Genomic DNA, 25,236 nt, shown 5'->3' with positions numbered 1-25,236 from the left:
TTCAGCCCGGCAGAAGGGGGTCGGTAAGGCGGCGGTGTTCGTCGAGAGCAAAGCGGTCCGTCATTCCGGCGATGTAGTCACAGACGGCCGCCGCACAGGCAGCGCTGCCAGTCGTCCCTGCCCGTTCCTGCCATTCGGGCGGCAACATATCGGGCCCGCCATGCAGCAGGCTGAACAGCACCTGCACCACGCGCCGGCTTTTCTGCATGGTCCGGTTTACGCGCCAGTGGCGGTACATCCGGTCGAAGAGGAACCGCCGGACATCTTGGTTTGCCGCCTGCATGGCAGCGCTGAACGCAATCATCGGCCGGCCGGCCTGACGGACGGCATCGGCGTTCTGCGGATCCAGTCGGACCAAGCGGCGTTGCGCTTCCGCCACCACATCTTCAACCATTGCGTTGATGACCCTGCGGATTGCTTCGCTGGCGAGCCGTGGTGCCGGCGCCTCTGGATAGCGGCGACGCGCCTCGGCCACCGCGTCCCCTACCAGGGGCAGGGTGGACACCTCATCCAGGGTGAAGAGCCGGGCACGCAGACCGTCATCCAGGTCATGGTTGTTGTAGGCGATATCGTCCGAGAGTGCAGCGATCTGCGCCTCCACAGAAGCGTGGCTCTGCAGGTCCAGAGGATGCTGACCATCATAGGCGGTAATAAACGGCGATGGGCGTGCCAGCGGGCCATTATGCTTCGCCAGCCCCTCAAGAGTTTCCCAAGTCAGGTTCAATCCCTCGAACTCCGCATAGCGAAGCTCCAGCGAGGTGACGGCCTTGAGACTTTGAGCATTATGGTCGAACCCGCCATAGGGGCGCATGAGCCCGTTCAGCGCATCTTCACCCGCATGACCAAAGGGCGGGTGACCGAGATCGTGAGCAAGCGCCAGCGCCTCGGCCAAGTCCTCATCAACCCTCAGCCTGCGGGCAATGGAACGAGCAATCTGCGCCACCTCGATGCTGTGGGTCAGCCTCGTCCGGAAGGCATCGCCTTCATGGTAGATGAAGACCTGGGTCTTATACTGCAGGCGCCGAAACGCTGTGCTGTGGATGATCCTGTCCCGATCCCGCTGGAATGGCGACCGCGCGCCGCCCGCCGGCTCCGGGTGAAGCCTGCCTCGCGACGTCTCCGGCCTTACGGCGAAGGGAGCAAGCTCGATCATGCGCTGCGGCTTACCAGCCGGGTCGGCGAGCCGCAACGGCGACGGTCAACCGCGGCCATCAGGTGCCGGGCAGCATGGTTGGAAAGACAATGATGCCCGCTTATGTTAGCCATGAAGGAGTTAGACCGTTATGCCCGAGCTTCCATCCAACACCTCCCATTTTCAGGTCACGGCGCGGGCCTTTGCGCAAATTGCTGAAATTGCGGCTCGCGAGCAGCGTGATGGAGCCGGACTGCGCCTTGCCGTTCTGGCCGGGGGATGTTCAGGCTTTCAATACTCCTTCGCTCTTGAAGACAAGCCGGCGGCGGATGACCTTGTGATCGAAGATCGTGGCACCTGGGTCGCGGTGGATCCCACAAGCCTCGAGCTGCTGGAAGGTGGCCAGCTTGACTGGTCCGACGAGTTGATCGGCGCGCATTTCACGGTCAAAAACCCGCAGGCAGCTTCGGGCTGCGGATGCGGCACCTCCTTCGCGATGGCCTGAGAACGGTCGGCCGTGCGACTGGCTACCTTCAACGTCAACTCCGTCCGGAGGCGCGTTCCGCATCTTCGCCGCTTCTTGCAGACCAAACAGCCTGACCTGCTGTTCCTCCAGGAGCTTAAATGCAAGACTGAGGAGTTCCCGGCGGCTGAGTTCCTGGATCTGGGCTACACGGCTCAGGCCATGGGCCAACATGGTGGCCGCAACGGCGTCGCTGTGCTCGGCCGGGTGCCCTTCGACTTGGTTGCAAGCGAGTTGGAAGGCGAAGCCGAGGATCAGCAGGCCCGCTACATCGAAATCGAGGCCGATGGCCTTCGTTGTGCCGGCATATACCTTCCTAACGGCAATTCCGGCGGGGCCGAAGGCTACGCCTATAAGCTGCGCTGGATGGAGCGCCTGCGCGCCCGGACGTCGACCATGCTCGATCACTTCACGCCACTGGCGGTTCTGGGCGACTTCAACGTCTGCCCCTGTGACCGTGATCTGGCGCCGGGTGCCCTGCCTGCAACGGATGCTCTGGTCCGGCCGGAAACCCGACGTGCCTTCCAGTCACTCTTGAACCTCGGACTGACCGACGCTGTGCGCGCCCTGCATCCCGTGGAGCGGATCTACACCTACTGGGACTATGGGCCATCTTTCGAAGGCAATCGGGGACTGCGCATTGACCATGCCCTGCTGTCCCCCGAGTTGGCCGAAAGGCTGATCCGGGTTGAGGTCGATATCACCCCCAGGAGCCAGGAACAGCCCTCCGACCACACGCCGCTGATCATCGAGCTTCAGTAACAGGCAGGCCGTTCGTCACAGGTCGGCGTAGCAGTGCGTTTCCGCAACAGTGCCGGGATGGGTCACCGCTCCGAGGTGGGCCGGCCCGACGAGTTGAGCGTATTTCCACAGCGCACCGGCGTTGTAGTCTGTGGGCCTCGGGCGCCAGGCCGCACGCCGCCGCTCCAGTTCTTCCTCCGAAAGATCAACTTTCAGCACGCCCGCCTCGGCATCGATGATGATCCGATCGCCATTCTGCAGCAGGCCAATCGGTCCGCCCAATGCGGCTTCCGGCCCGATATGGCCCACGCAGAAACCCCGGGTGGCCCCTGAAAAACGCCCATCGGTCAAAAGGGCTACCTTCTCGCCCATGCCCTGTCCGTAGATCGCAGCCGTGGTCGACAACATCTCCCGCATGCCGGGCCCGCCTTTGGGACCTTCGTAGCGGATGACGATCACGTCGCCTTCCTTGTAGGCGCGCTGCTCCACGGCCTTGAAGGCGTCCTCCTCACAATCGAAGCACAGCGCCCTGCCCTCGAAACGCAGCTCCTTCATGCCCGCGACTTTCACGATGGCGCCGTCGGGAGCAAGATTGCCTTTGAGGCCCACCACGCCACCGGTGGGAGAAATAGGATCAGAAACGGGTCGAATTACGTCCTGGTCCTTAGGAAAGATCACCTCGCGGTGGTTTTCCGCCAAAGTGCCGCCTGTGACGGTCATGCAATCGCCATGGAGCAGCCCGGCATCCAGGAGCGCCTTCACGATGACTGGGATGCCGCCGATTTTGTAGACGTCGAAGGCGACGTATTTTCCCCCGGGCTTCAGGTCGCCGATATATGGCGCCTTCCGCATGATCTCGGCAACGTCCTGCAGGGTGAACTGAATACCGGCCTCGTGCGCCATGGCTGGCAGATGCAGGGCAGCGTTGGTGGAGCCCCCGGTCGCGCCGACGATCAGAGCCGCATTGTAGAGCGACTCCTTCGTGACGATGTCGCGCGGGCGGATGTTCTTCCGTAGCAGCGCCATCACCGCCTTGCCGGATTCCACAGCCCATTTGTCGCGATCTTCATAGGGTGCCGGAGCGCCGGCGGAACCTGGCAAGGCAAGCCCGATGGCCTCGGACACTGTCGCCATGGTGTTGGCGGTGAACTGGCCTCCGCACGCGCCTGCGGATGGGCATGCCACGCACTCGAGCGCATGCAGATCCTCGTCCGACATGTTGCCGGCGGCGTGCTGGCCCACGGCTTCGAAGACATCCACGACTGTGACGTCACGGCCCTTGAAGTGGCCGGGCAGAATGGAGCCACCATACATGAAGACACTGGGAACGTTCAGGCGCAGCATGGCCATCATCATTCCAGGCAAGGATTTATCGCAGCCTGCAAGCGTGACCATGGCATCATAGCAGTGGCCGCGCATTGTGAGTTCCACCGTATCGGCAATGGCATCCCGGCTGGCAAGGGAGGACTTCATGCCTTGATGGCCCATGGCAATGCCATCGGTCACCGTAATGGTTGTGAATTCTCGCGGGGTTCCGAAACCCTGTTTGACCCCCTGCTTGACGCTTTGTGCCTGCCGTCCCAGAGCGATGTTGCATGGCGCCGCCTCGTTCCAGCAAGTGGCGACGCCAACGAGCGGCCGGGCAATCTCCTCCTCCGTCATACCCATGGCATAGTAGTAGGAGCGATGGGGCGCACGCTCCGGGCCCAGAGTGACATGCCGGCTTGGCAGCCTGGATTTGTCCCACTCATGTTCGGCCATGCTGCACCCCTTCCTTGTGTTTCCCGGACCCCTTTTTGCATCCTGCCGCTGGTTTCAGCAATCCAGGCACCGCGGTGCCTTGATGCCGCAGAACCTTACTGACCGATGCGGTTCAAGGCTGCTTCAAGGCGCGACATCTCGGCCTGGGCAGCAGCCAGCCTTTCGCGATTCTCCTCGACGACCTCGGGCTTGGCCCGTGCAACGAAGTCGGCATTGGCTAATTTCGCCTCAACTTTGGCCGCATCAGCCTGCGCCTTGCCGTGTTCTTTGCGTAAACGCTCTCCCTCGACGGCGAGGTCGATCACGTCCGCCAAAGGAAGAAGCACCGTGGCTTCTCCCTGAACCAGCTGAGCCACGCCGGCTGGAGCCTCGCCTGCACCAAGCCCGCGGATCTCGGTGGCTCGTGCCATACGCTGGATAGTGCTGCGCCAGCGATCCGTGCGCGCCAGGCTTTCTGCCGAGGCGCCTTGGAACAAGAGCGGCACGGTGATGGAAGGCGGCACGTTCATTTCCGACCGAACCGTTCGCACCGAGGAAATCAGGCTGATCAGCCACTCAAGCTCGCTCCGCGCTTCCTCAGCGCCGGGTACCACAACCCGGACCGGCCAGCTGGCCTGAATCAGGCTGAAGTCCTGGCCGTAGCCGAAGCGGTCCCACAACTCCTCAGTCAGGTAGGGCATCACCGGGTGGAGCATGCGCAGGATCGTTCCGAGAACATGCTGAGCGGCACCCTTCACCTCCGCCTTTTCCGGCCCCTCCGGGCCACTGAGCGCCGGCTTGGCAAACTCAAGGAACCAATCGCAGAAGCTGTTCCACACAAACCGGTAACAGGCTGCTGCGTACTCGTCGATGCGATAAGCTTCCAGCGCAGCCGTTGCCTCCGCTACAGCCTTGTCGGCCGTGTCCAGGATCCACCGTGCCAAGGGGGTCGTGACAGATCCGGGCACAAAGGTTGTATCTGGGCCGATCCCGTTCATCTCGCAGAACCGCGCGGCGTTCCACAGCTTCGTGCCGAAGGAGCGATGATCCTCCACCCGCTTTCGGCCGAGCTTGACGTCGCGTCCAGGCGTGGCGAGGGAAGCAATGGTGAAGCGCAAGGCATCGGCGCCATAGCTGTCCACAAGTTCCAGTGGATCGATCACGTTGCCCTTGGACTTGGACATCTTCTGGCCCTTCTCGTCCCGGACCAATCCATGAATGTAGACCGTATGGAACGGCGCATCGCCCATGAAGTGATGACCCATCATCATCATGCGGGCGACCCAGAAAAAGATGATGTCCCAGCCCGTCACCAGAACGTCGCCGGGGTAATACCTCTTCAGTTCGGGAGTCTTGTCCGGCCAACCCAGTGTGCTGAAGGGCCAAAGCGCAGAGCTAAACCAAGTGTCGAGAACATCTTCGTCCCGTGTCAGCTCGACATCCTGGCCAAAATGTGCCCGCGCCTGCGAAACGGCTTCCTCCTCACTCCGCGCCACGAAGATCTTGCCATCCGGGCTATGCCAAGCCGGGATCTGATGCCCCCACCAGAGCTGACGGCTGATGCACCAGGGCTGGATATCGCGCATCCAGGAAAAAAAGACGTTCTCGAAATGTCGTGGCACGAACCGGGTCTTGCCGGTTTCAACAGCTTCAATGGCCGGCTTGGCAAGGGTTGCTGCATCGCAGTACCACTGCAGAGTCAGCCGCGGCTCGATCGGCACGCCGGAACGATCGCCATGGGGCACGGCGTGGTTATGCACCTCGGTCTTCTCAAGGAGATCGAGGCGTTCCAGTTCCTGCACGATTGCCTTGCGCGCAGCAAACCGGTCCTGGCCATCCAGAGCGCGGGTGAACGCCTGATCCGAGATGCCCGGAACGTCGCGGAGTTCTGTTGCAATCTCGTCGAGGCAGATGGCTCCTGTTGCATCAAGAATGGACGGCATTGCAGTGCCATGGCGCTGTCCGACCGCGAAATCATTGAAATCATGTGCCGGCGTAATTTTGACGGCGCCGGAACCCTTCGCCGGATCAGAGTACTCATCGGCCACGACCGGGATCCGGCGTCCGGTCAAAGGCACAATGACAAACTGACCGACGAGGTCGCGGAATCTGTCATCCTCGGGGTGCACGGCCACAGCCGTGTCACCCAGCATCGTTTCCGGACGGGTAGTGGCCACGACGAGGAAGCGCCCTTCCTGCCCCGCCACAGGATAGCGCAGATGCCAAAGGCTGCCCTTCACGTCACGGCTTTCCACCTCCAGATCGGAGATGGCCGTCTGGAACTTGGGATCCCAGTTCACCAGGCGTTTGTCGCGGTAGATCAAGCCTTGCTCGTACAAGGTCACGAACACTTCCCGCACTGCCCGCGACAGGCCTTCATCCATGGTGAAGCGTTCGCGCGGCCAATCCAGGCTGGCGCCGAGCCGCCGCAACTGGCGTGTGATGTTGCCGCCCGATTGCGCCTTCCATTCCCAAACATGCTGCAGGAACGCTTCCCGGCCGATGGCGCGCCGCTCCACCCCCTGTGTGCCGAGAAGGCGCTCGACCACCATCTGCGTGGCAATGCCGGCATGATCGGTTCCCGGCTGCCAGAGTGCGTCCCGCCCCTGCATCCGCCGCCACCGGATCAGCGTATCCTGGATCGTGAAGGTCAGGGCATGCCCGATGTGGAGGCTGCCGGTGACGTTGGGCGGCGGGATCATAATGGTGAACGGATGCGCCTGGCTGGCCGGATCCGCGCTGAAGCCACCCGAAGCCTCCCAACCCTCATAGAGGCGCTGTTCGAAGGAGGCGGGCGTGAGGGTCTTGTCGAGCATAGCTGGCACGCTTGGGCGGGCGTCGCGCCGGCGTCAAGAGCTTAAGATACTGGCTCCATCATGACCCTTCGTCACGCGGCGTACGTCCCATGAGCCGCTCGATCTCTGTCCGGACCAGCTTCTCAACCAGGGAAGGCAGGTGCTGGTCCAGCCATGATTTCAGGAGCGGCCGCAACTCTTCCCGCACCATATCCTCGATGGTCGTTCCGCCGCGCGTCACGCCCGCGCTCCGGTTGTCCGCCACCGATCGCGCAAGTTCGCCGAGCGCCGCCGCCGCGGCGGCGGTGGCGGCCGGGCCTAGAAGATAGGGGCCTTGGAGCCCATCCCCGGCAGCCACCGGCTTGGGGGATGGCAGAACAGGCTGCCCGACCAGCATGTCTTCCGTCAGGTCGATGGGATCTTCAGGGATATGCTCCTCCTCCTCCTTCAGGCGCTGTCGGATGGATGCGAGAATATCGTCCATGCTCGGGTCCTGAGGATCATCAGGTGACCGTTTCTGCGACATGCCTATCTCCGCTCAGACACGTCGCCGGTACCAAACAGCTTGCCTCGGACGGTGTTGTAGTAAGCCTCCATATCATACTGCGTGACCGGCAGGGCCAGGTCGCGCGCCGTCAAGCGTCCAACCGATCCGGCCAAGCCATAGCTTGCCGTGATCACGTTCGATAAAGCCTGAACCAAGCTGACCCGGGCGTTCAGGAGTTCCTGCTCGGCATTCAGCACATCGAGAGTGGTTCGGCTGCCAACAACCGCCTCACGCTGCACTCCGTCCAATGCGATCTCGGCTGCCCGGATCTGCGATCGGACGCTATCAACCTGCGCCCGGGTGGATTGCAGCTGCTCCCAGGCCTGGGTGGACTGCTGCATCGCTTGGCGGCGCTGGTCATCCACAAGCTGCCGGAGCCGAACCGCATCCTGCCGCGCCTGCCGCACGGCAGCATGCTCGCCGCCGCCCTGGTACAAAGGCACCGAAAGGTTGGCCGTGATCTGCTCACCAGTGATGCGGCTATTGGGTTGCTGGCTGTTGTCTGAGCGGAAAGCCTGTGCCTGCACGCTCACCGTTGGCAGCAGGGCGGCCATCTGCACATCCACAGCGTCCCGCGCCGAAGCCTCATCAAACAAGGCCGCCACCACCTGCGGGTTGTTTCGCATGGCAATTTCGGCTGCCTGCGCGGCGCTAGTGGCAGCGGCACTCAGGGGCTGCGGTGCGATCAGCCGTTCCGGCGGGACTCCGACAACCCGCTGAAACGTTGCGCGGCTGGTTTGCAGTGTACCTTCCGCGTTGGCGCGTGCAGACCGCGCTCCGGCGAGCCGGCTTTCTGCCTGGGCCACGTCCGTACGGGTAATCTCGCCAACTCGGAACCGTTCATTGGTTGCGTCAAGCTGGCGCTGCAGAACCTGCACGTTGTTGACGTTCAGCCGCAGCGTTTCCTGATCACGGATCACCGCCACATAGGCCGAGACGACATCCGAGAGCACTTGCTGTTCAGCCGCCAGAAGCCGCGCACGCTGCGCCAGAACCTGATTCTCGGCGCGCCTGGTCTGGGCCACGGTACGCCCGCCCGTGTAGAGCGGCTGCGTCACCGTCGCTTGCAGACTGCCGATCTGCCGGCCGACATCAGCATACTGCCCCCGGGAACGGGCTGTGCCGTCAATGTAGCCGCCGCTCGCTCCCAGCACCACCGAGGGACGCCATCCGGCCAGGGCCTGAGGGACGTTCTCATCAACGACCCGCAGCTGGGCACGTGCCGCCTGCAGGCCTGGGTTGTTGGCATAGGCCTGTGCCAATGCCTCCTGCAGGGTCTGACCCTTTGCGAATCCGCCGGCCAGCAACAGCGGAGCCATTGTCAGCCCGCCGAGCAACAAAGCCTTGTACGCCAATCGGCTCATGGGAGCACGACCCCTTCTTGTTGCGCCGGTACCGCTCACAGGACCGGGCAGAGCGATCATGGACGGGAAGCCGAGGGCGTCAGGCCCTGGTCCCAGATATTACCGGTTTCGGGACGAAGCGGCGCAGCGGCGGGCGCCTCCCCCCTGATGGATTGAATTGTTGTCCCATGCGCCCCCGAGAGATCCAGGTCCTGATCCGGCCCGGAGCAGGAGGCGAGCGAAACCACCACAAGCCATGGCAGGGCCAGCCGCTTCAGAAGGATCATGAACAGAGATTCTCCTCACGAGGAACGCTAAGCCGTCGTGCAGGCGAGGAAATCCCGGACGGCGTCGCTCACCTCACCAGACAGGCTGAAGCCGGAGTTACCGCGAAGCCATTCCTGAATAAAGCCTGATAGAAGAACGTGCAGCAGCAGGGCGGCGCGATCAGGGGACCAGCCGGAGGCCAGTTCGGATCGATCGGCCGCCAGTTGGAAGCAATGTCTCAGATCCGCGCGGAATTTTGCATTGGCGGTGCGTCTCCTTTCCAGGGCCGGCTCCATTTCGGCAACGTATTCGCAGCGGTGCAGCATAATGGTAAGCAGTCGGCACTGGCTCGGGTTATTTTCTAGGTCTTCCAGGGCAGACGTGATGGCGATCGAAACGGCTTTCAAAGGCGCAAGGTCACCATGCTGCCGCAGACGCTGCTTCATTTCATCTTGGATCAGGATCAGCCGCTCATCCAACGCCAGAAAGAGACCCAGCTTGTCGCGGAAATGCCAATGCACTGCGCCCCGCGTGCACCCGGCAGCACGCGCAACCTCATCAAGGGAGGCACGGGTCACGCCCCTGGCAAGGAAAACCTGCTCAGCCGCGTCCAGAAGCGCCTCCCGTGTTTCGTCCGCTTCCTGTTTGGTGCGCCGCGGCATCTGCGACCTTGCAGTTTTAAGATGCCATTTATAAACATACGAGCAGGTATCTATGCAAGCCGTGGGCAGCCGGCGCAACCTTGCCTGCCGATCTGGAGGAATCATGCCGCTCCTGTTTCGGCGCGCGATCACCGCGGGCCTGCTGGCTGGTCTCAGCATTCCGGCCCTCGCCCAAGCCCCCGGTGGGCCACCCCCCGCGGTGGGAACGGTGGCGGCGACCAACCGGCCGATCACGGAAACCAACGAGTTTGTCGGCCGTATCGAGGCCGTAAACCGGGTCGACATTGTTCCTCGTGTTACAGCATTTCTGGAAAGCCGAGAATTTGTTGAAGGACGTGAGGTCAAGCAGGGTGACCTGCTGTTCCGTTTGGAGCGCGGCCCGTTTGAAGCGCAGTTCGCTCAGTCGCGTGCCTCGGTCGCCGAGGCTGATGCGCAACTGCAGAACGCCAACATCACGCTGAGCCGCGCTCAGGCGCTGCTCAACACGGTGGCCGGACAACGATCCAACGTCGACAATGCCGTGGCAGCGCAGCGCAGCGCGCAGGCACAGCTTCTGGCTGCCCAGGCGCAGCAACGGCAGGCACAGATCAATCTCGACTATACGGAAATTCACTCCCCCATCGACGGGCGGATCGGCCGGGCAGCAGTCACCGAAGGGAACGTCGTCTCCCCGTCGTCCGGGACGCTGGTCTCGGTTGTCAGCCAGGACCCCATGTACACCATCTTCACGGTGCCAGTTCGCACCATGCTGGAGCTACGTGCCCGTTACGCCCCTCGAGGTGGCCTGGACGCGGTGACGGTGCGGGTCAGGCTGCCCGACGGCTCCCTGTATGGCGAGGCTGGTAAGCTCAACTTCGTGGATATCGATGTGGGTCAGGATACCGACAGCATCACGTTGCGTGCCACGATGCCCAACCCAGTGGCGCAGGGAGGTTTGCGGGGCCTGACCGCAGGGCAACTGGTCGGCGTCGTGGTCGAGGCGGTGGAGCCGCAGGCGATGTTGACCGTTCCGCGCGCCGCCGTGATGAGCGACCAGCGCGGTGACTTCGTGTACACGATCGGAGCAGAGAACAAGGCCGAGCGCCGTGCCATCCGCATGGGCACGCAATCGACGCCTGAGCTTGCGGTGGTGCAGGAAGGCTTGCGTGAAGGCGAGCAGGTCATCGTGGATGGGTTACAGCGAGTGCGTCCCGGCAGCCCCGTCTCCCCAGCGCCGATTCAGGGGGGCTGATCCATGTTGTCCGCCGTTTTCGTCGATCGCCCGCGGCTGGCGATCGTAATCGCGATCGTCATGACCATTGCTGGTCTGCTGGCGATGACCCGCATCCCGGTGTCACAATTCCCCGATATCGTACCTCCTCAGGTTCAAGTTCAGGCTACCTACCCCGGGGCCTCGGCAGCGGTGGTCGAGGCAGCCGTCGCGCAGCCCCTGGAGGCGCAGGTGGTGGGAGTGGAAAACTCCATTTACATGCGGTCCTCCAGCGGCAGTGATGGCAGCTACCAGCTCAACGTCAGCTTCACGCTGGGCAGTGACGCCGACATCAACACGGTGAACGTCAACAACCGTGTGCAGGCGGCCATGGCTTTGATGCCTGAGGAAGTTCAGGCGCAGGGTATCCAGGTCCGAAAGCAATCCTCCTCCATTCTTCAGGTTCTCTTCATCTACGCTGACGGGCAGGATTACGACCCGCTGTTCCTGACGAACTACGCGACGCTCAACCTCATCGACGAACTGGCACGAACGACTGGCGTCGGATCGGCCACGCTGTTCAGCCGTCAAAACTACGCGATGCGGATCTGGTTTGACACGCAGCGTCTGGTCAGCCTGAACCTTGCCCCTTCCGACATCATTGCGGCCATCCGCGCGCAGAACTTGCAGGCTCCCATCGGGCGGATCGGCGCGCCCCCGATCCCGGACGACCAGCAGGTCCAGTTGAACCTTCAAACTCAGGGTCGCCTCGCCACGCCAGAGCAATTCGGCAACATCGTGATCCGCGCCAATCCGGACGGCTCCGTTCTGCGTGTGCGGGACGTGGCAAGAGTTGAGATGGGAGCTCAGAACCAAGATGTTTCCACTCGGCTGAACGGTCAGGACGGCGTCGGCATCGGTGTCTACCTTGCGCCAGGTGCCAATGCGGTGAATGCGGCCGCCGCCGTTGAAGCAACTCTCGATAGAGTGCGGGCCCGCATGCCCGAAGGCATGACCGTTCGCCCCGTTTTCGACACAACCATCTTTGTGTCCGATACCATCAACGAAGTCATCAAAACGCTGATTGAGGCCTTCGTGCTGGTCGCTCTGGTGGTCTTCCTGTTCCTGGGCAACATCCGGGCCACCTTTATCCCGATCATCGCCGTACCGGTCAGCCTGATCACCACATTCGCCGTGCTCCTGGTGCTTGGATACTCCGCCAATACGGTATCTCTGCTGGCGATGGTGCTCGCCATCGGCATCGTCGTCGACGACGCGATTGTCGTGGTGGAGAATGTTGAGCGTGTGATGGAGGAGGAGCCGGATCTGACTCCGGCAGAAGCCACCAAGAAGGCCATGGCGCAGATTACCGCGCCGATCATCGCCATCACCTTGGTTCTGCTCTCGGTCTTTGTGCCGGTCGGCTTCATCCCGGGCCTGTCGGGCGTTCTGTTCAGCCAGTTTGCCGTCACGATATCCGTGGCGATGGTCATCTCCGCCATCAATGCTCTCAGTCTGTCGCCCGCGTTGTGCGCCATGTTTTTGCGCCACAATGGGCCGAAGCGCGGCATCATGGCCTGGCTGATGCGGCGCATCGACAATGTTCGCGACGGCTATGCGGCGGTGGTCTCGCGTCTTCTGCGCTTTGCTTTTCTGGCAGTTCTGCTGGTTGCCGTTTTCGGTGCTGGCGCAGCGACCATCGGAAGCCGTGTTCCTTCGGGCTTCTTGCCGCAGGAAGACCAAGGCGCCTTCATTGTTGCCTTCCAGCTGCCGGACGGTGCCTCGCTTTCCCGCACCAGTCAGGTGGTCGCGAACATGGAGAACCGGCTCAAGGAACTTCCGCAGGTTCGGGACGCCGTCGCCATCATCGGCTTCTCTCTGCTGGACAATGGCTCCAGCCCCAGCGCGGCCACAATGTTCGTACAGCTGAAGGAATTCAGCGAGCGCACGGAGGCCCAAGACTCGGTTCAGGCCTTGATCGGGCAGATCTTCCAGGAGAGTCAGCAGATCCGCGGCGCTCAGATCATCCCGATCAACCTGCCGCCGATCATTGGATTGTCGACCGGCGGCGGCTTTGAATATCAGCTCGAAAGCCTTGAAGGCGCCGAGCCAGCTGCCATCGGCGGTGTTATGGGCGGGCTGATCGCTGCCGCCAACCAGGATCCTCGCCTGGCTCAGGTCTTCTCGACCTTTACGGCGAGTTCCCCCTCTCTGTTCCTGGACATCGATCGCGACAAGGCTCAGGCCCTCGGGTTGTCGATGTCGGACGTTTTCACGACCTTGCAGGCGACGCTCGGAAGTGCCTTCGTCAACAACTTCAACCTTTATGGTCGTACCTGGCAGGTTCTGGTGCAGGCCGAAGCGGTTGACCGCCGCGACAGTTCGGCCCTCTGGAAGATCCAGATCCGGAACAGCCGAGGCATCATGGTTCCCCTACGCGCGATTGCAACCGTGCGGACGGTGACCGGGCCGCAGTTCATCACGCGTTACAACAACTACCGATCCATCACCGTCAACGGCAATCCTGGTGCAGGTGTCTCTTCCGGCGGCGCCATGGAAGCCATGGAGGAGATCAGCCGCGAGAATCTTCCGGCGGGATACACTTTCGAGTGGACCGGCACGGCCTATCAGGAACGGCAAGCCAGCGGACAGGCCGGGGCCATCCTCGGACTGGCGGTGCTGTTTGCCTTTCTGTTCCTGGTTGCTCTGTATGAAAGCTGGGTTATCCCGATCCCGGTCATGCTTTCCGTCACGGTCGGCATCCTTGGAGGAGTCGGCGCCATCTGGATTGCCGGGCTGCCGATGGACCTCTATGCGCAGATCGGCATTGTTGTTCTGATCGCGCTGGCGGCAAAGAATGGCATTCTTATTGTGGAGTTTGCCAAGGAACAGCGCGAGGCTGGCCTGTCGATCGTGGAGGCCGCCACGCAGGGTGCAAAGCTGCGTTTCCGAGCCGTGATGATGACGTCCATCGCCTTCATCCTCGGGCTGGTTCCATTGGTCTGGGCTTCCGGCGCCGCTATGTTGGCGCGGCGTGCCGTGTCAACGCCTGTCTTCGCCGGAATGATCGCGGCTTCAACCATCGGCATCTTCCTGATCCCGATGCTCTACGTCGTGTTTCAACGGATGAGGGAAGCCACACATCGTCGGTTTGGACGCGACCGGCATGGCGAGGGCGCCCATAGGCAGGATCGGAAAGGAGCACACTAGGGCGGTTCTGGCTGCCCTTCTTTGCCTCGCACATATCGTGCAAAGCCGGTAGGTCTCAGCTAACTCAGCGCTATGCAGCATCAAGAGCGTTCTTTCGCAGCAGGGACTCGCCGGGTGGCAGTTCTGGGTGCCGGCCCTGCCGGCTTGATGGCGGCGGAAACGCTGGCTCTCAAAGGCATCCCTGTCACTGTGTTCGATGGCATGCCAAGCGCGGGGCGCAAGTTCCTCATGGCCGGCAGGGGTGGTCTGAATCTGACACATTCGGAACCCTTGCCCACCTTCCTGCAGCGCTACGGTCAAGCACAGGAAGCGCTGACGCCGGCGATCCAAGCATTTCCACCGGAGGCTCTTCTGCGATGGTGCGAGGAACTAGGAGAGCCCGTTTTCGTCGGCAGCTCCGGGCGGGTCTTTCCAAGGGCCTTCAAGGCCTCCCCGTTGCTGCGGGCGTGGCTGCGGCGACTTGCGGATACACAAGTCGATTTGCGATTGCGCCATAGGTGGTGCGGCTTCTCGGAAGACGGTGACTTGCTCTTCCAGACACCAGAGGGTCCTAAGGTCGTCGCTCCGAGTGCGACCATTCTCGCTCTAGGCGGTGGATCATGGCCGCGGCTGGGCAGTGATGGTCAGTGGACATCCCATCTGCAAGACATACGTGTTGCGCCGCTACGGCCCAGCAACATGGGCTTCAAGGTTTCCTGGTCCTCGATCTTCCGGGATCGCTTTGCAGGAACCCCGCTGAAGCGCATCGCGCTTCAACACCGCGACAGGAGTTGGCGCGGCGAAGCGGTGATCACGCAAGACGGTCTGGAAGGCGGGGTCATCTATGCGGCGGCGGCTCTTATGCGCGGCGAAATCGAGCAAATGGGCTTCACCGAGGTCCAGCTTGATCTACGGCCGGACATTCCGGCGGCCGAAGTGACAAAGCGTGTTGGAGCTCCCCGCCGGGGGCAGTCCCTGAGCAACCATTTGCGGCGTACTCTTTCCCTTCCTCCCGTCTCCATCGGTTTGATTCAGGAAGCTCTGCATGGATGCGGTGGCGAGCGCACTCTGCCGGACCTCGTCAAGGCATGTCCACTCAAGCTGAGGGGGTTCCAGGACCTTGAGCACGCAATTTCGACTGCCGGCGGGATTTCCTTCCAGGAGATTGATGACGGCTTCATGCTACGGCGTCGGCCAGGTGTCTTCGCCGCCGGTGAGATGCTGGACTGGGAGGCCCCAACGGGAGGTTATCTTCTCCAGGCCTGCTTTGCGACTGGCCGCGCCGCTGCCGTGGGCGCTGCGAAGTGGCTCAATGAGCATCCTGCACCCAAACCGATCTGACCTCATCTGCCGGCACCCTTTACCTACCGCACGAACCCCAAACGCGTGTCAAGCGGTTGCAATTGCCTAAGGGACTTCATCGAGGCGGTTCTCGAGGACCAAGAAGAAGGGAGGCTTATCCCAAGGCGCAGGCAGCACCCTTCCCGCGTCATCGGCGGGAAAAATCCGTAGCGCCACCACATCCAGGACGTTGCCTCCGATCACATGAACCGTTCCTCCTCTAGCCGCCACAACGATGTCGCAATGCATCGGCCTGAACTGTCCGGCGTCTGCGATGCGGTCCTGCCAGTGCAGGAGGGGATACAATGATCGGTCGGAGCAAAGCAGATCACCCGGCCGCGGTACGTAATCGGCCGGATGATGAGCAGCGAAGGCAGCTGCGGTGCCGGTTTGCTGAACTTCCGCCAACAGGACATCTACGTACGCGGCATGCGAGGCCGATGGAGGAAAAACAAAGCTTGGAACGCCTGATGCAGCCATCTGATGGCTGATGAAGGCCGCCGACCAAGCTGGCCATGCCCAAAGGGAGATGGAAGCAGACGCCGACGCGGCCCCCGCGACGTCCTGAGACTCGGCTAGTGCATCGCGCAGGGCTTGGTGCCTTCGAATGATGGCCGGGCCCTCTCCCGGCACAGATGTCCAGTAGGCGAGGATCTTGTCGAACATCGCGGGATCAGGTTCCGATTCCCGCAAGTTGGGCCAGCCATGCAGGGTAATCCGACCCCAACTTTGCCATTCCTGGATTGCATTTCCGACCAAACGAGCGCGGTGCGCCGGCAAGGCGGCTACTTCTTCGTCACGGATCGGTAGCTGAGAGGACGAGGAGCAGGCCATCAGCCACAGAACGGAAACAAGGCTCGTCCAGCCTCTGTACGCCGCGATCTTCATCATCAATGCCGTTGCCGCGGAAAGCAAACTCGGAGCGGCCAGTCGCCAGCAGGCCGGATCATACCTGCAGGCGGTCGGCCGGCTTGGGCGGTTCCTCTTTCCCCACTTCACCACTTCCAGCATCGGAGTCGGTGACCTCTACGGTCGCCTCGGTTTCTGTGATCCGGATTGCGGCGGTGGTTTTGGGCAACACTGTCGTTCGGGCAACAGGAGGACGAGCAGTTCCGCCGGGAACTGGCATCCGCTTCGCGCGGCGGCGATGTTGTATCAGTTTCACAACAAGATACACGATCACCGTCACACCAATGCCGGCGAGAGCATATTTTGTTCCTGTTTCACCTAGCCAGCCGACAACAAACCATCCGGCAGACACAAAGGAAGCAGCCCAAAGACCGGCAGCAATGAAGTTCAAGAAGGCAAAGCGAGGATGCGGCATCCCTGCTATGCCGCAGGCCGCCGATGCGACGTTGCGCACGCCGTAAACAAAGCGGAAGCTGAGAACAAACAAGGTTCCGTAGCGTTCAAGGAAGCGCATTGCTGACGCCAGGCGCTTTTCGGCACCCGGGATGCGCTTCACGGCGCCGACGCCGTATCGCCGTCCCAGAGTGAACCATAACTGGTCGCCCAGAAATGAGCCAATCCAGACGGAGAAGCCCAGTAGCCAGGGATCAATGGCGCCGGTTGCACGCCCTGCGGCAGCCGCCAGGATCACGAAGGTCTCGCCTTCAAAGAAGGCCCAGGCGGCGGCCGCCAGATAGGCCAGCCCACCCCAATCCGCCCAAAATTCGGCCACGCACACTCCCCCTTACGGCCCGCGCCGTGCCGCGGGACGATGCGGGAAATCTAGGTGCAAAGGGAACACCCATTAAGTGCTTCAGGACAATTTTTTTGTCCTGAAGCGTTTCAACTCGGACGTCAGATCAAGGTCAGGTCAGCCATCGTGCCGATCTGAACCCTTCAACCTGATTAGCCCCAGTTGTAGTCGCTGCTGTGCAAGGATGTGACCCCGGAGATGGTGATCTCCGTGATGGACCCATCAGCCGCACGAACAGACCAGACATCGCCGTCATTGCTCAGCGAAGCGCCGTTCCCGAAGCCGGTCAGCAGAAGCTTATCACCCTCGGAGCGGGTGAAGTCGGTGATAGTGTCGTGGCCCCTGCTCTTGCCGATGACAAAGGTATCGGCGCCCCCGTTGCCCGTCAGGATATCATTACCGCCCATGCCGTTCAGGACGTTGTTGCCTTCGTTTCCGGTGAGGATGTTGTCGCTGCCATTCCCGGTACCGCGGGAGTGCCCCCAGCCGTGGAAGGTCAGGTTCTCAACATGTTCGGGCAGGGTGTACTCGTGGATCCAGGTCCACACCGTGTCGATCCCACCATTCGCATGCTCGATCACTCGATCATTCGAGGAGAAGATCGAATAGGTGTCGTCACCGGCTCCGCCGCGCATGATGTCGCCGCCGCCCTGTGACTGATACCAGTCATTGCCATCCGTACCCGACCAGTCATCGAAGCCAGCAGAACCCCAGCTCTGGCTCGTCCAGGCGCCGGAAGGCTTTGCGCCCGATGCGGCTTGCGTCGGATCCGCTGCATCGGCGGGCGGGGCAGCCTCCGGGGCGTCGATCGGGCTCCCGGAGCCTGGGGAGGATCCGCTGCCAGCCTCGTTTCCAGAGCCGTTGCTGCCGCTGTTGCCCCAGTCGACGTCGTTCGACGAGCTACCGCTGAATGCGGATTTGAAGGCGGCGCCCGTGTTGCCATCGCTGCCGTCAGACAGGCGACCCGGATACTGGGCGTTCGAGTCCCAGTACGACTGGTACACCACGTTGTGGCTCTCAAACCAGTCCTGAGCGGCCTTGATGAAGCCGGCTGCATCGTTGCCCTTGGCGCCCCACTCGGAATAGGCGGTGGGCTTGCCATGCGCCTTGGCGAAATCCTCCAGCCACTGCAGCCCGTACTTCTGATCACGGACATGCTCGAAGGCCTTGGCGGAATCCCAGTTCTGCCATTCCGGATTGAAGTAGAAATCCATGCCGACGATGTCGACATAGTGGTCGCCGGGATAGGCCTTGGCCGGGTCCATCCCGCCATAGGCTTCGTTCACGTTCCACTCGAACTTGAAGCGGTCGGAGACGGAGCGGAAGGTATCGACGAACTCGCGAAAGGCGTCGATGAAAGTCTGTTCCTTGCCAATGGCGGACCACTGGAACCAGGAGCCGTTGAACTCCCAGCCGGTACGGACGTAGATCGGATCGTTGCCGTTGTCGTAGCGCAGCAGGTTCTCAGCGACCTGCTTGTAATGCTGATTGTAGTCGCCGTTGGCTGCGGAATTGAGATTCGCGCCTTTGACGATCAGCGGAACCGACCAGAACACATCCCGGCCGGTGGGTGCCCAAAGAGTATCCACAGCCCACTTTGAGCTGCTGACGAAATCGGACCAGTTGGCGCTGCCGACGACGCCGTGAATGCCGTCTACTTTGCGGCCCAGCCAATTTTCGAACTGGGTGACGTGTTGTGCGCTGTTGTCAACATAGACCCCGAGAAGAGCCATTTTGTGCTTCCTGTGCGTCGGGTACGAGCTTTTCCTTCTTTGCTGTGGTGCACAGCAAAGTTGCGGAGGCGTCGCACGAGTTGCGCGAGGTTTGCTGGCGAAGTGGCCGCCCGCCAGGCGCTCGGAACGCACAAGGCCTAGCTACGTCTTCACGCGAAGTCGAGCCCATGGTGCAAGGCAATATGACGAAAACGTGTGGCTTGATCGCGTAATTGCGAATTCAGCTGCTAAACACAAGAGAGTCTTGCCGGAACAAAAAATAAGATTTTATGTTCTTGCGCGTGATCTGGGGTTTCAGGCTCGTAATTGGCCTCAACAGGGCAGAAGCCCGGGCTGCGTCATAAGTGTTTCAATCTTGAGTTGTTCATTCCTTAGCTAAAACGAAACCGTGCTGGGGGATGGTGGTACAAGCAGCTGCAAGGATCGACTGCGGACTGCATACGAGCCCATTGCTCGATCTGGCCTCAGGGCGCCGCTGTTCGGAGACTGACCCACACCACCGTGGTCACCTCTCTTGATCGAAGCAGATTTACGACTTTACACAACGGATCGGCAGGAGCGGCTTGGCGAGACCGCCGTGATACCGACGCCAGCAGGGGGGTATCCTAAAGCCTTTCCCGATAGGGGCCTTCGCGACCAATTCGGATCGCGACGATTGGCCGCAACATCGGGTCAGCAGAGATAGGCTCTCCACCCTCCGGGACGGCGGTAAGACCGTAGCTCCGCCAGTAGGCAGCACATCGCAGGCAGCTTCTAAGCCGCCTCATCACATAAGGCGCGCCAAACGATTGTGGTAGCGGGATCGGCAGGTGAATGGCGTCCCCAACGGGATTCGAACCCGTGTTACCAACGTGAAAGGCTGGTGTCCTAGGCCTCTAGACGATGGGGACCAATGCCAACTCTCAGCGCCCACTCATGAGTATGCGGGAGCGGGCGGCTACTTAGCCCAGCTATAAAAGATCGTCCAGCCCTGCCGGCAAATTAAGTTAGGCCTAAGCCAACGCGGCATCCTGCACATGGAGGCCGACGCTCTTCTGCCCATTCCAACTCTCGACCCGCAACATTCCGGCCAAGTGAATAGGCGCCCCCCGGCTGTTCATCAGAAGGTCTGCCAGCGGCCCTTCCTTGGCCCGGAAGCAGATGGCCTTCAATCTTCCGCCTGCCTCCCCTTCGATGAAGGCACGGATGGTATTGCCTTCCCGGCCTAGGCGATCAGCACGGCCGATGCGGACCCTGGGAAAAACGAAAACAGGCTCGTCATTGCCTGATCCAAAGGGCGCCAATCGCTCGATCTGCGCGACCAGCTCCGCTGTGGCAGCGGGAACCAGCATGGCGCCGTCGATTGTCAAAGCTACGCTGCCTGGGAGGCTGCCTGCATGACGGAGCCTCTCGTTAAGAAAAGCATGAACGGCTTCTCGGTGCTCGACAAGGAAGGAAAAGCCAGCTGCCATGGCGTGTCCTCCCCCTGTCTTCAGGAGCCCGCACTGGCGGCCAGCGATGATGGCTGCGCCAAGATCAACCCCCGCAACGGAGCGGCCCGAGCCCTTCGCCAGCCCCTCGCCCACACCAGCTACGCAGGTTGGCCGGTTGAACTTTTCCTTCACTCGCCCGGCTACGATGCCAACAACGCCTGGATGCCAGCCCTCCCCGCAAATAAGAAGAACGGGGTGTCCGGCCGCCGCCTGCTCCTCTGCCTGGGCGAAGGCATCAACCAGAACGGAACTCTCAACATCCTGCCGATGGCGATTCACGGCATCCAGCTTCTCGGCCAGAGCTCGTGCCTCGACGGGGTCGTCGCTGATCAACAGGCGAAGGCCAAGGGTGGGCTCCCCGACCCTTCCCGCGGCGTTGATCCGCGGCCCCAGCAGAAAGCCGAGGGTGTAGGTAGACGGCAAATCCCTGGCCTGAGCCACCTCCAACAACGCGGCAACACCTGGTCGCTGTCCACGAGCCATAACCTTCAGCCCTTGGGTCACGAAGGCGCGGTTCAGCCCTGTTAGAGGCATGACGTCACAAACAGTCGCCAAGGCCACCAGATCCAAGAGATCCAGCAGCCTCGGCTCTGGGCGATCTGAGAAAAATCCGCTGGAACGAAGAACCCTGGACGTCGCAACGGCAGCCATGAAGCTGACTGCGGCGGCGCAAAGGTGGCGCAACCCGGAGGGACAGTCGAGCCGGTTGGGATTGACGGCAGCGACGACGCTCGGGGGCGGCCCTTCGGCTTTGTGGTGATCGAGGATCACCACGTCGGCGCGTCCCCGCGCCGCCTCGAGGGCCTCATGCGCCGCGATCCCGCAGTCAACACACACGATCAATGTCGCACCTGAGGCACAAAGGGCAGCGATGGCGTCGTGATTCGGGCCGTAGCCTTCCTTCAAGCGATCTGGGACATAAGGCTGAACACTGCACCCGAGGTCCGCAAGGAACCTGGTCAGCAGGGCTCCGGCACAGGCCCCATCGACATCATAATCACCGAAGACGGCTACAGCCTCCTGGTTCCGAATGGCCTTCGCCAGTCGGTCGGCAGCCAGATCCATGTCCAATAGGCTGGAAGGATCAGGCAAGGAGGCACGCAAGGTAGGCTCAAGAAAGAGCGGCGCCTGCTCGGCAGCCACTCCCCTGGATGCGAGGAGCTGGCCGAGAAGTTCAGGGACGTCGAGACGCTGCGCGATGGCCAGGCCGGCGCGCAGGTCGCTTTGTCGCCAGCACCAGCGCCGGCCTGTTACCGAGGACGCGACATCCAGTGCTGGCGTGTCCTCGCTGGCAACTGCGTCAATCGACAAAGGCGCTGGGCTTCAACGTGATGTTGTGATGAGCCTCCACATAGCGCACCGTTCCGGTCTTGCTGCGCATGATGATGGAGTGCGTGTAGGCGGATGTCGGTCCACGCCGCACCCCGCGCAGCAGCGGACCGCCCGTCACACCGGTCGCCGCGAACATCACCTCTCCTCGGGCCATTTCCTCCACGGAAAATTTCTTGTTCGGCTCCGTGATGCCCATCTCATGGGCGCGTTTGACCTGCGCCTCGTCCTCGTAAAGAAGGCGCCCCTGCATCTGGCCACCGATGCAGCGAAGGGCAGCCGCTGCGAGCACGCCCTCTGGCGCGCCACCGGATCCGAGATACAGATCCACACCCGTATCAGGCTGCGACACGGCGATCAGGCCGGAAACATCACCATCGGGGATCAGCATGATGCGTGCGCCAGCCTCGCGGCAGGAGCGGATAATGTCCTTGTGCCGGTCGCGGTTGAGAATGCAAACGACCAGATCGTTGATCTCGGCCTTCTTCGCCTTGGCCAGCTCCCGCAAATTCTGCTCCGGGGTGGCATCCAGATCGACAACACCTGCAGGCAAACCGGGACCAACCGCAATCTTATCCATGTAGATATCGGGTGCATGCAGAAAGCCGCCATGCTCGGCTACGGCGAGGGTTGCGATGCTGTTCGGTCCACCGGTGGCGCAGATCGTCGTGCCCTCAAGCGGGTCCACGGCGATGTCCACCTTCGGACCGCCCAGGCCGATCTTCTCACCAATATAGAGCATCGGCGCTTCGTCCATCTCGCCCTCACCGATGACCACTGTGCCCTCGATGTCGATGGTGTCGAACGCCTTGCGCATGGCATCGACGGCGGCACCGTCAGCGGCATTCTTGTCGCCTCGCCCGATCCAGCGGCTGGCGGCCAGCGCAGCAGCCTCCGTCACACGCACCAGTTCAAGCGCAAGGTTACGGTCAACGGGAGTGGTGTCACGGCGCATGGCGGCCTCCTGTACGGAAAATTCTGGAACTTGGTCAGCGTGATTCGATACGGATCATGGCAGGGCGCTCCAGCACCGCATCCAGACCGCCGATCCGTGTTAAGGCGTCCCGCATCGCATCTTCGCGGCATTCATGCGTGGTCAGCACCACAGGCACGGCTCCGACGGCCGATCGACCGCGCTGGATCATGGATTCAAGACTGATATCATGGTCCCTCAGCACACCCGTGACATCGGCGATGACGCCCGGACGATCGAGCACCATCAGGCGGAGGTAATAGGCACCCCTGTGGCGGTCCATCGGAAGGACCTGGCGCGGCGTCAACTCCGATACCGCAGTTCCCCAGACCGGTGTATGACGTCCACGGGCAATGTCGATCAGGTCTGCAACAACGGCACTTGCCGTTGGTCCGGCTCCGGCTCCGCGTCCTTCCAGCACTACACGGCCAACAAAGTCGCCTTCGGCCACAACAGCATTGTCCACCCCCTCCACCACGGCGATAGGGTGACTGACGGGAACCATGCAGGGATGAACGCGTGCGGTGACGCCGGCATCGTCCTGTTCCGCGATGCCGAGCAGCTTGATTCGGTAGCCCAGTTCTTCCGCCAGAAGGATGTCGGTGGCTGTGATGTCACGAATGCCCTCTACGTGGACGGCATCGAATGCAACAGGCTGTCCGAAGGCCAAAGCCGCGAGGATGGCCATCTTGTGGGCCGCATCCACCCCATCGATGTCAAAGGTCGGGTCCGCCTCCGCGTAGCCCAGGGCTTGTGCCTCGGCGAGCACATCGGCGAATTCCCGCTTCTGTTCCCGCATGCAGGTCAGGATGTAGTTGCAGGTCCCATTCAGGATGCCGGTGACCCTGGACAGCTGATTACCCGCCAGGCCTTCCCGCAACGCTTTGATGGCCGGAATACCTCCGGCCACGGCCGCCTCATAAGCCAGCGTGGCAGCATTCCGCTCCGCACATCTTGCCAGCTCGGTGCCGTGAAGAGCCAGCATGGCCTTGTTGGCCGTGACAACAGCCTTGCCCTGGCCCAGAGCGGCGGTCACCAATTCCTTCGCTGGACCAGCGCTACCGCCAATAAGTTCCACCACCACGTCGATTTGGTCATCGGTGGCCATCTGCGAAGCGTCATCATACCAGCGCAAGCCCTCAAGGGAGAGGCCGCGATCCCGGCTGCGATCCCGTGCCGACACGGCACAAACTGTGATCGGCCGGCCTGCCCGCGTGGCGATGATCCCCGCATTCCGCTCGAGCAGGGCAAGGACGCCAGCACCCACGGTGCCAAGGCCGGCAACGCCAATTTTCAGGGGGGTGCTCATGATTTCACCGACTCCACGGATGCCGACGCCGTGGCCGGACCGCCATTATCGACCTGAAGAAAATGCCGTATACCACGCAGGGCCTGTCGGATGCGCTGCGTGTTCTCGACCATGGCGATACGGACATGCCCGTCGCCATGCTCGCCAAAGCCAAGCCCAGGCGCGACCGCCACCTTGGCCCGAGCGAGCAGAAGCTTGCTGAACTCCACGCTCCCGAGGTCACGGAACCGCTCCGGAATTTCGGCCCAGACAAACATCCCCGCTTCCGGAACGGGTACGGCCCACCCGGCCTGATGCAGGCCTTTGACCAGCACGTCCCGCCGCTCCCGATAAAGCCGGCGCATGTCCTCGATGCAATCTTGTGGCCCGTTCAACGCAGCGGCGGACGCAACCTGGATGGGCGTGAAAGCACCGTAATCCAGATAAGATTTCACGCGCGTCAGGGCAGAGATCAGGCGCTTATTGCCGGCGGCAAATCCCATCCGCCAGCCAGCCATGTTGTAGGTCTTGGACATGGAGGTGAACTCGACCGCCACTTCCCTGGCTCCAGGAACTTGCAGGATAGAGGGCGGCTTGCGCTCGCCGTAATACAGCTCGGCATAGGCGAGGTCGGATAGGATGAAGATACTGTGGCGCTTCGCGAACGCCACCAATTCCCGGTAGAAATCCAGATCGGCCATCAGGCCGGTCGGGTTCGACGGGTAATTGACGATCAGCGCGGTCGGCTTCGGCACGGAGTGCCGCACCGCCCGATCAAGAGCCTGGAGCATGGCTTCATCCGGCGTGTGCGGAACGGAGCGTACCGACGCCCCGGCGATGATGAACCCGAACTGATGGATCGGATAGGATGGGTTTGGTACCAGAATGGTGTCGCCGGGCGAGGAGATTGCGGCAGCCAGGTTTGCCAGCCCCTCTTTCGAGCCGAGGGTCGCTACAATCTCGGTGTCCGGATCTAAATCGACATCGAAGCGGCGCGAATAATAGCCGGCAAGTGCGCGACGCAGCCCTGGGATGCCCTTGGAGGCCGAATACCCATGGGTATCCGGATTCTGCACCGCCTCGATCAGCTTGGCCACAATGTGGGGGGGCGTCGGGCTGTCCGGGTTCCCCATTCCAAGGTCCACAACATCTTCGGCAGCTGCCCTTGCAGCAGCCTTCGCCTGATTGACTTCAGCAAAGACATAGGGCGGCAGACGGCGGATACGGTGGAAATCCTCAGTCATCTCATTGTGGTCCGTTGGGCTTGAGC

19 protein-coding genes and 1 tRNA gene are annotated in these 25,236 nt (G+C 61.9%); 5 read left to right on the top strand and 15 right to left on the bottom strand.

Features of this window, described 5'->3' with window-relative positions:
- Position 1: 1 nt before the first annotated feature.
- Positions 2-1,153 carry a deoxyguanosinetriphosphate triphosphohydrolase gene (locus tag ACFOD4_RS07075; protein ID WP_379595225.1) on the bottom strand — a complete coding sequence of 384 codons (1,152 nt, stop codon included), beginning with the start codon at positions 1,151-1,153 and terminating at the stop codon, positions 2-4.
- A 130-nt stretch (positions 1,154-1,283) separates the two neighbouring features.
- Here ACFOD4_RS07075 and ACFOD4_RS07070 point away from each other — a divergent pair, with 130 nt between their 5' ends.
- Both ACFOD4_RS07070 and xth read left to right on the top strand, forming a co-directional pair.
- Positions 1,284-1,637, top strand: a complete 354-nt coding sequence (locus ACFOD4_RS07070; protein ID WP_379595224.1) for a HesB/IscA family protein — start codon at positions 1,284-1,286, stop codon at positions 1,635-1,637.
- A gap of 12 nt (positions 1,638-1,649) precedes the next feature.
- Positions 1,650-2,417 (top strand): exodeoxyribonuclease III, encoded by a 768-nt coding sequence (gene xth / locus ACFOD4_RS07065; RefSeq protein ID WP_379595223.1) that lies wholly within the window; start codon positions 1,650-1,652, stop codon positions 2,415-2,417.
- A 15-nt stretch (positions 2,418-2,432) separates the two neighbouring features.
- On the opposite strand, the gene ilvD is transcribed toward xth, so the two are convergent.
- The 6 genes from ilvD to ACFOD4_RS07035 all read right to left on the bottom strand — a co-directional run bounded on the left by ilvD (position 2,433) and on the right by ACFOD4_RS07035 (position 9,750).
- Positions 2,433-4,157 carry a dihydroxy-acid dehydratase gene (gene ilvD / locus ACFOD4_RS07060; RefSeq protein ID WP_379595222.1) on the bottom strand — a complete coding sequence of 575 codons (1,725 nt, stop codon included), beginning with the start codon at positions 4,155-4,157 and terminating at the stop codon, positions 2,433-2,435.
- A 95-nt stretch (positions 4,158-4,252) separates the two neighbouring features.
- A complete protein-coding gene (locus ACFOD4_RS07055) occupies positions 4,253-6,952 on the bottom strand; it encodes a valine--tRNA ligase (RefSeq protein ID WP_379595221.1) in 2,700 nt (899 codons plus the stop codon).
- Between the two features lie 58 nt (positions 6,953-7,010).
- Positions 7,011-7,415 carry a DUF2497 domain-containing protein gene (locus ACFOD4_RS07050; protein ID WP_379595220.1) on the bottom strand — a complete coding sequence of 135 codons (405 nt, stop codon included), beginning with the start codon at positions 7,413-7,415 and terminating at the stop codon, positions 7,011-7,013.
- A gap of 44 nt (positions 7,416-7,459) precedes the next feature.
- Positions 7,460-8,842: a TolC family outer membrane protein gene (locus tag ACFOD4_RS07045; protein WP_379595219.1), complete on the bottom strand. Its 1,383-nt coding sequence runs from the start codon at positions 8,840-8,842 to the stop codon at positions 7,460-7,462.
- 56 nt (positions 8,843-8,898) lie between these two features.
- Complete coding sequence (locus ACFOD4_RS07040) at positions 8,899-9,108, bottom strand: hypothetical protein (RefSeq protein WP_379595218.1); 210 nt, start codon at positions 9,106-9,108, stop codon at positions 8,899-8,901.
- A gap of 27 nt (positions 9,109-9,135) precedes the next feature.
- Entirely contained in the window at positions 9,136-9,750 is a 615-nt protein-coding gene (locus ACFOD4_RS07035) for a TetR family transcriptional regulator (protein WP_379595217.1), read from the bottom strand.
- 103 nt (positions 9,751-9,853) lie between these two features.
- On the opposite strand from ACFOD4_RS07035, the gene ACFOD4_RS07030 reads away from it, so the two are divergent.
- The 3 genes from ACFOD4_RS07030 (at position 9,854) to ACFOD4_RS07020 (ending at position 15,469) form a co-directional block, all read left to right on the top strand.
- Entirely contained in the window at positions 9,854-10,981 is a 1,128-nt protein-coding gene (locus ACFOD4_RS07030; RefSeq protein ID WP_379595216.1) for an efflux RND transporter periplasmic adaptor subunit, read from the top strand.
- Between the two features lie 3 nt (positions 10,982-10,984).
- Positions 10,985-14,149: an efflux RND transporter permease subunit gene (locus ACFOD4_RS07025; protein ID WP_379595215.1), complete on the top strand. Its 3,165-nt coding sequence runs from the start codon at positions 10,985-10,987 to the stop codon at positions 14,147-14,149.
- Between the two features lie 72 nt (positions 14,150-14,221).
- Complete coding sequence (locus tag ACFOD4_RS07020) at positions 14,222-15,469, top strand: TIGR03862 family flavoprotein (RefSeq protein WP_379595214.1); 1,248 nt, start codon at positions 14,222-14,224, stop codon at positions 15,467-15,469.
- A gap of 66 nt (positions 15,470-15,535) precedes the next feature.
- Here the strand turns inward: ACFOD4_RS07020 and ACFOD4_RS07015 are convergent, their stop codons facing one another.
- The 8 genes from ACFOD4_RS07015 to ACFOD4_RS06980 all read right to left on the bottom strand — a co-directional run bounded on the left by ACFOD4_RS07015 (position 15,536) and on the right by ACFOD4_RS06980 (position 25,210).
- Positions 15,536-16,360, bottom strand: a complete 825-nt coding sequence (locus ACFOD4_RS07015; protein ID WP_379595213.1) for a DUF2272 domain-containing protein — start codon at positions 16,358-16,360, stop codon at positions 15,536-15,538.
- A 55-nt stretch (positions 16,361-16,415) separates the two neighbouring features.
- On the bottom strand, positions 16,416-17,150 hold the full coding sequence (locus ACFOD4_RS07010) for a DedA family protein (protein WP_379595212.1): 735 nt from the start codon (positions 17,148-17,150) through the stop codon (positions 16,416-16,418).
- A 173-nt stretch (positions 17,151-17,323) separates the two neighbouring features.
- Positions 17,324-18,904 (bottom strand): glycosyl hydrolase, encoded by a 1,581-nt coding sequence (locus ACFOD4_RS07005; protein ID WP_379595211.1) that lies wholly within the window; start codon positions 18,902-18,904, stop codon positions 17,324-17,326.
- 814 nt (positions 18,905-19,718) lie between these two features.
- Positions 19,719-19,794, bottom strand: a tRNA-Glu gene (locus ACFOD4_RS07000).
- A gap of 102 nt (positions 19,795-19,896) precedes the next feature.
- Positions 19,897-21,681, bottom strand: coding sequence for a single-stranded-DNA-specific exonuclease RecJ (recJ, locus tag ACFOD4_RS06995; RefSeq protein ID WP_379595277.1), 1,785 nt, complete (start codon positions 21,679-21,681; stop codon positions 19,897-19,899).
- Complete coding sequence (glpX, locus tag ACFOD4_RS06990) at positions 21,677-22,660, bottom strand: class II fructose-bisphosphatase (RefSeq protein ID WP_379595210.1); 984 nt, start codon at positions 22,658-22,660, stop codon at positions 21,677-21,679. Before glpX ends, recJ begins: the two co-directional genes overlap by 5 nt.
- Positions 22,661-22,694: 34 nt before the next feature.
- Entirely contained in the window at positions 22,695-23,987 is a 1,293-nt protein-coding gene (locus ACFOD4_RS06985) for a homoserine dehydrogenase (RefSeq protein ID WP_379595209.1), read from the bottom strand.
- The gene (locus tag ACFOD4_RS06980) at positions 23,984-25,210 is read right to left on the bottom strand and encodes an LL-diaminopimelate aminotransferase (RefSeq protein WP_379595208.1); all 1,227 of its coding nucleotides are present in this window, start codon (positions 25,208-25,210) and stop codon (positions 23,984-23,986) included. Before ACFOD4_RS06980 ends, ACFOD4_RS06985 begins: the two co-directional genes overlap by 4 nt.
- Between the last annotated feature and the right edge of the window lie 26 nt (positions 25,211-25,236).

Origin of the sequence: Teichococcus globiformis (assembly GCF_042646265.1) — a bacterium.
In the GTDB taxonomy this organism is placed as follows: domain Bacteria; phylum Pseudomonadota; class Alphaproteobacteria; order Acetobacterales; family Acetobacteraceae; genus Pseudoroseomonas; species Pseudoroseomonas globiformis.
Note: the sequence above shows the minus strand (reverse complement) of the source record. Positions and strands in the feature narration are given on the sequence as shown.

Excerpts from the sequence above, each read along its gene's own strand:
- ACFOD4_RS06985 (WP_379595209.1), bottom strand. The coding sequence starts at position 23,987 with ATGAGCACCCCCCTGAAAATTGGCGTTGCCGGCCTTGGCACCGTGGGT.
- ACFOD4_RS07045 (WP_379595219.1), bottom strand. The coding sequence starts at position 8,842 with ATGAGCCGATTGGCGTACAAGGCTTTGTTGCTCGGCGGGCTGACAATG.
- ACFOD4_RS06980 (WP_379595208.1), bottom strand. The coding sequence starts at position 25,210 with ATGACTGAGGATTTCCACCGTATCCGCCGTCTGCCGCCCTATGTCTTT.
- ilvD (WP_379595222.1), bottom strand. The coding sequence starts at position 4,157 with ATGGCCGAACATGAGTGGGACAAATCCAGGCTGCCAAGCCGGCATGTC.
- ACFOD4_RS07030 (WP_379595216.1), top strand. The coding sequence starts at position 9,854 with ATGCCGCTCCTGTTTCGGCGCGCGATCACCGCGGGCCTGCTGGCTGGT.
- ACFOD4_RS07020 (WP_379595214.1), top strand. The coding sequence starts at position 14,222 with ATGCAGCATCAAGAGCGTTCTTTCGCAGCAGGGACTCGCCGGGTGGCA.
- ACFOD4_RS07015 (WP_379595213.1), bottom strand. The coding sequence starts at position 16,360 with ATGATGAAGATCGCGGCGTACAGAGGCTGGACGAGCCTTGTTTCCGTT.
- ACFOD4_RS07055 (WP_379595221.1), bottom strand. The coding sequence starts at position 6,952 with ATGCTCGACAAGACCCTCACGCCCGCCTCCTTCGAACAGCGCCTCTAT.
- ACFOD4_RS07005 (WP_379595211.1), bottom strand. The coding sequence starts at position 18,904 with ATGGCTCTTCTCGGGGTCTATGTTGACAACAGCGCACAACACGTCACC.
- ACFOD4_RS07070 (WP_379595224.1), top strand. The coding sequence starts at position 1,284 with ATGCCCGAGCTTCCATCCAACACCTCCCATTTTCAGGTCACGGCGCGG.
- ACFOD4_RS07040 (WP_379595218.1), bottom strand. The coding sequence starts at position 9,108 with ATGATCCTTCTGAAGCGGCTGGCCCTGCCATGGCTTGTGGTGGTTTCG.
- ACFOD4_RS07075 (WP_379595225.1), bottom strand. The coding sequence starts at position 1,153 with ATGATCGAGCTTGCTCCCTTCGCCGTAAGGCCGGAGACGTCGCGAGGC.
- glpX (WP_379595210.1), bottom strand. The coding sequence starts at position 22,660 with ATGCGCCGTGACACCACTCCCGTTGACCGTAACCTTGCGCTTGAACTG.
- ACFOD4_RS07035 (WP_379595217.1), bottom strand. The coding sequence starts at position 9,750 with ATGCCGCGGCGCACCAAACAGGAAGCGGACGAAACACGGGAGGCGCTT.
- ACFOD4_RS07050 (WP_379595220.1), bottom strand. The coding sequence starts at position 7,415 with ATGGACGATATTCTCGCATCCATCCGACAGCGCCTGAAGGAGGAGGAG.
- ACFOD4_RS07025 (WP_379595215.1), top strand. The coding sequence starts at position 10,985 with ATGTTGTCCGCCGTTTTCGTCGATCGCCCGCGGCTGGCGATCGTAATC.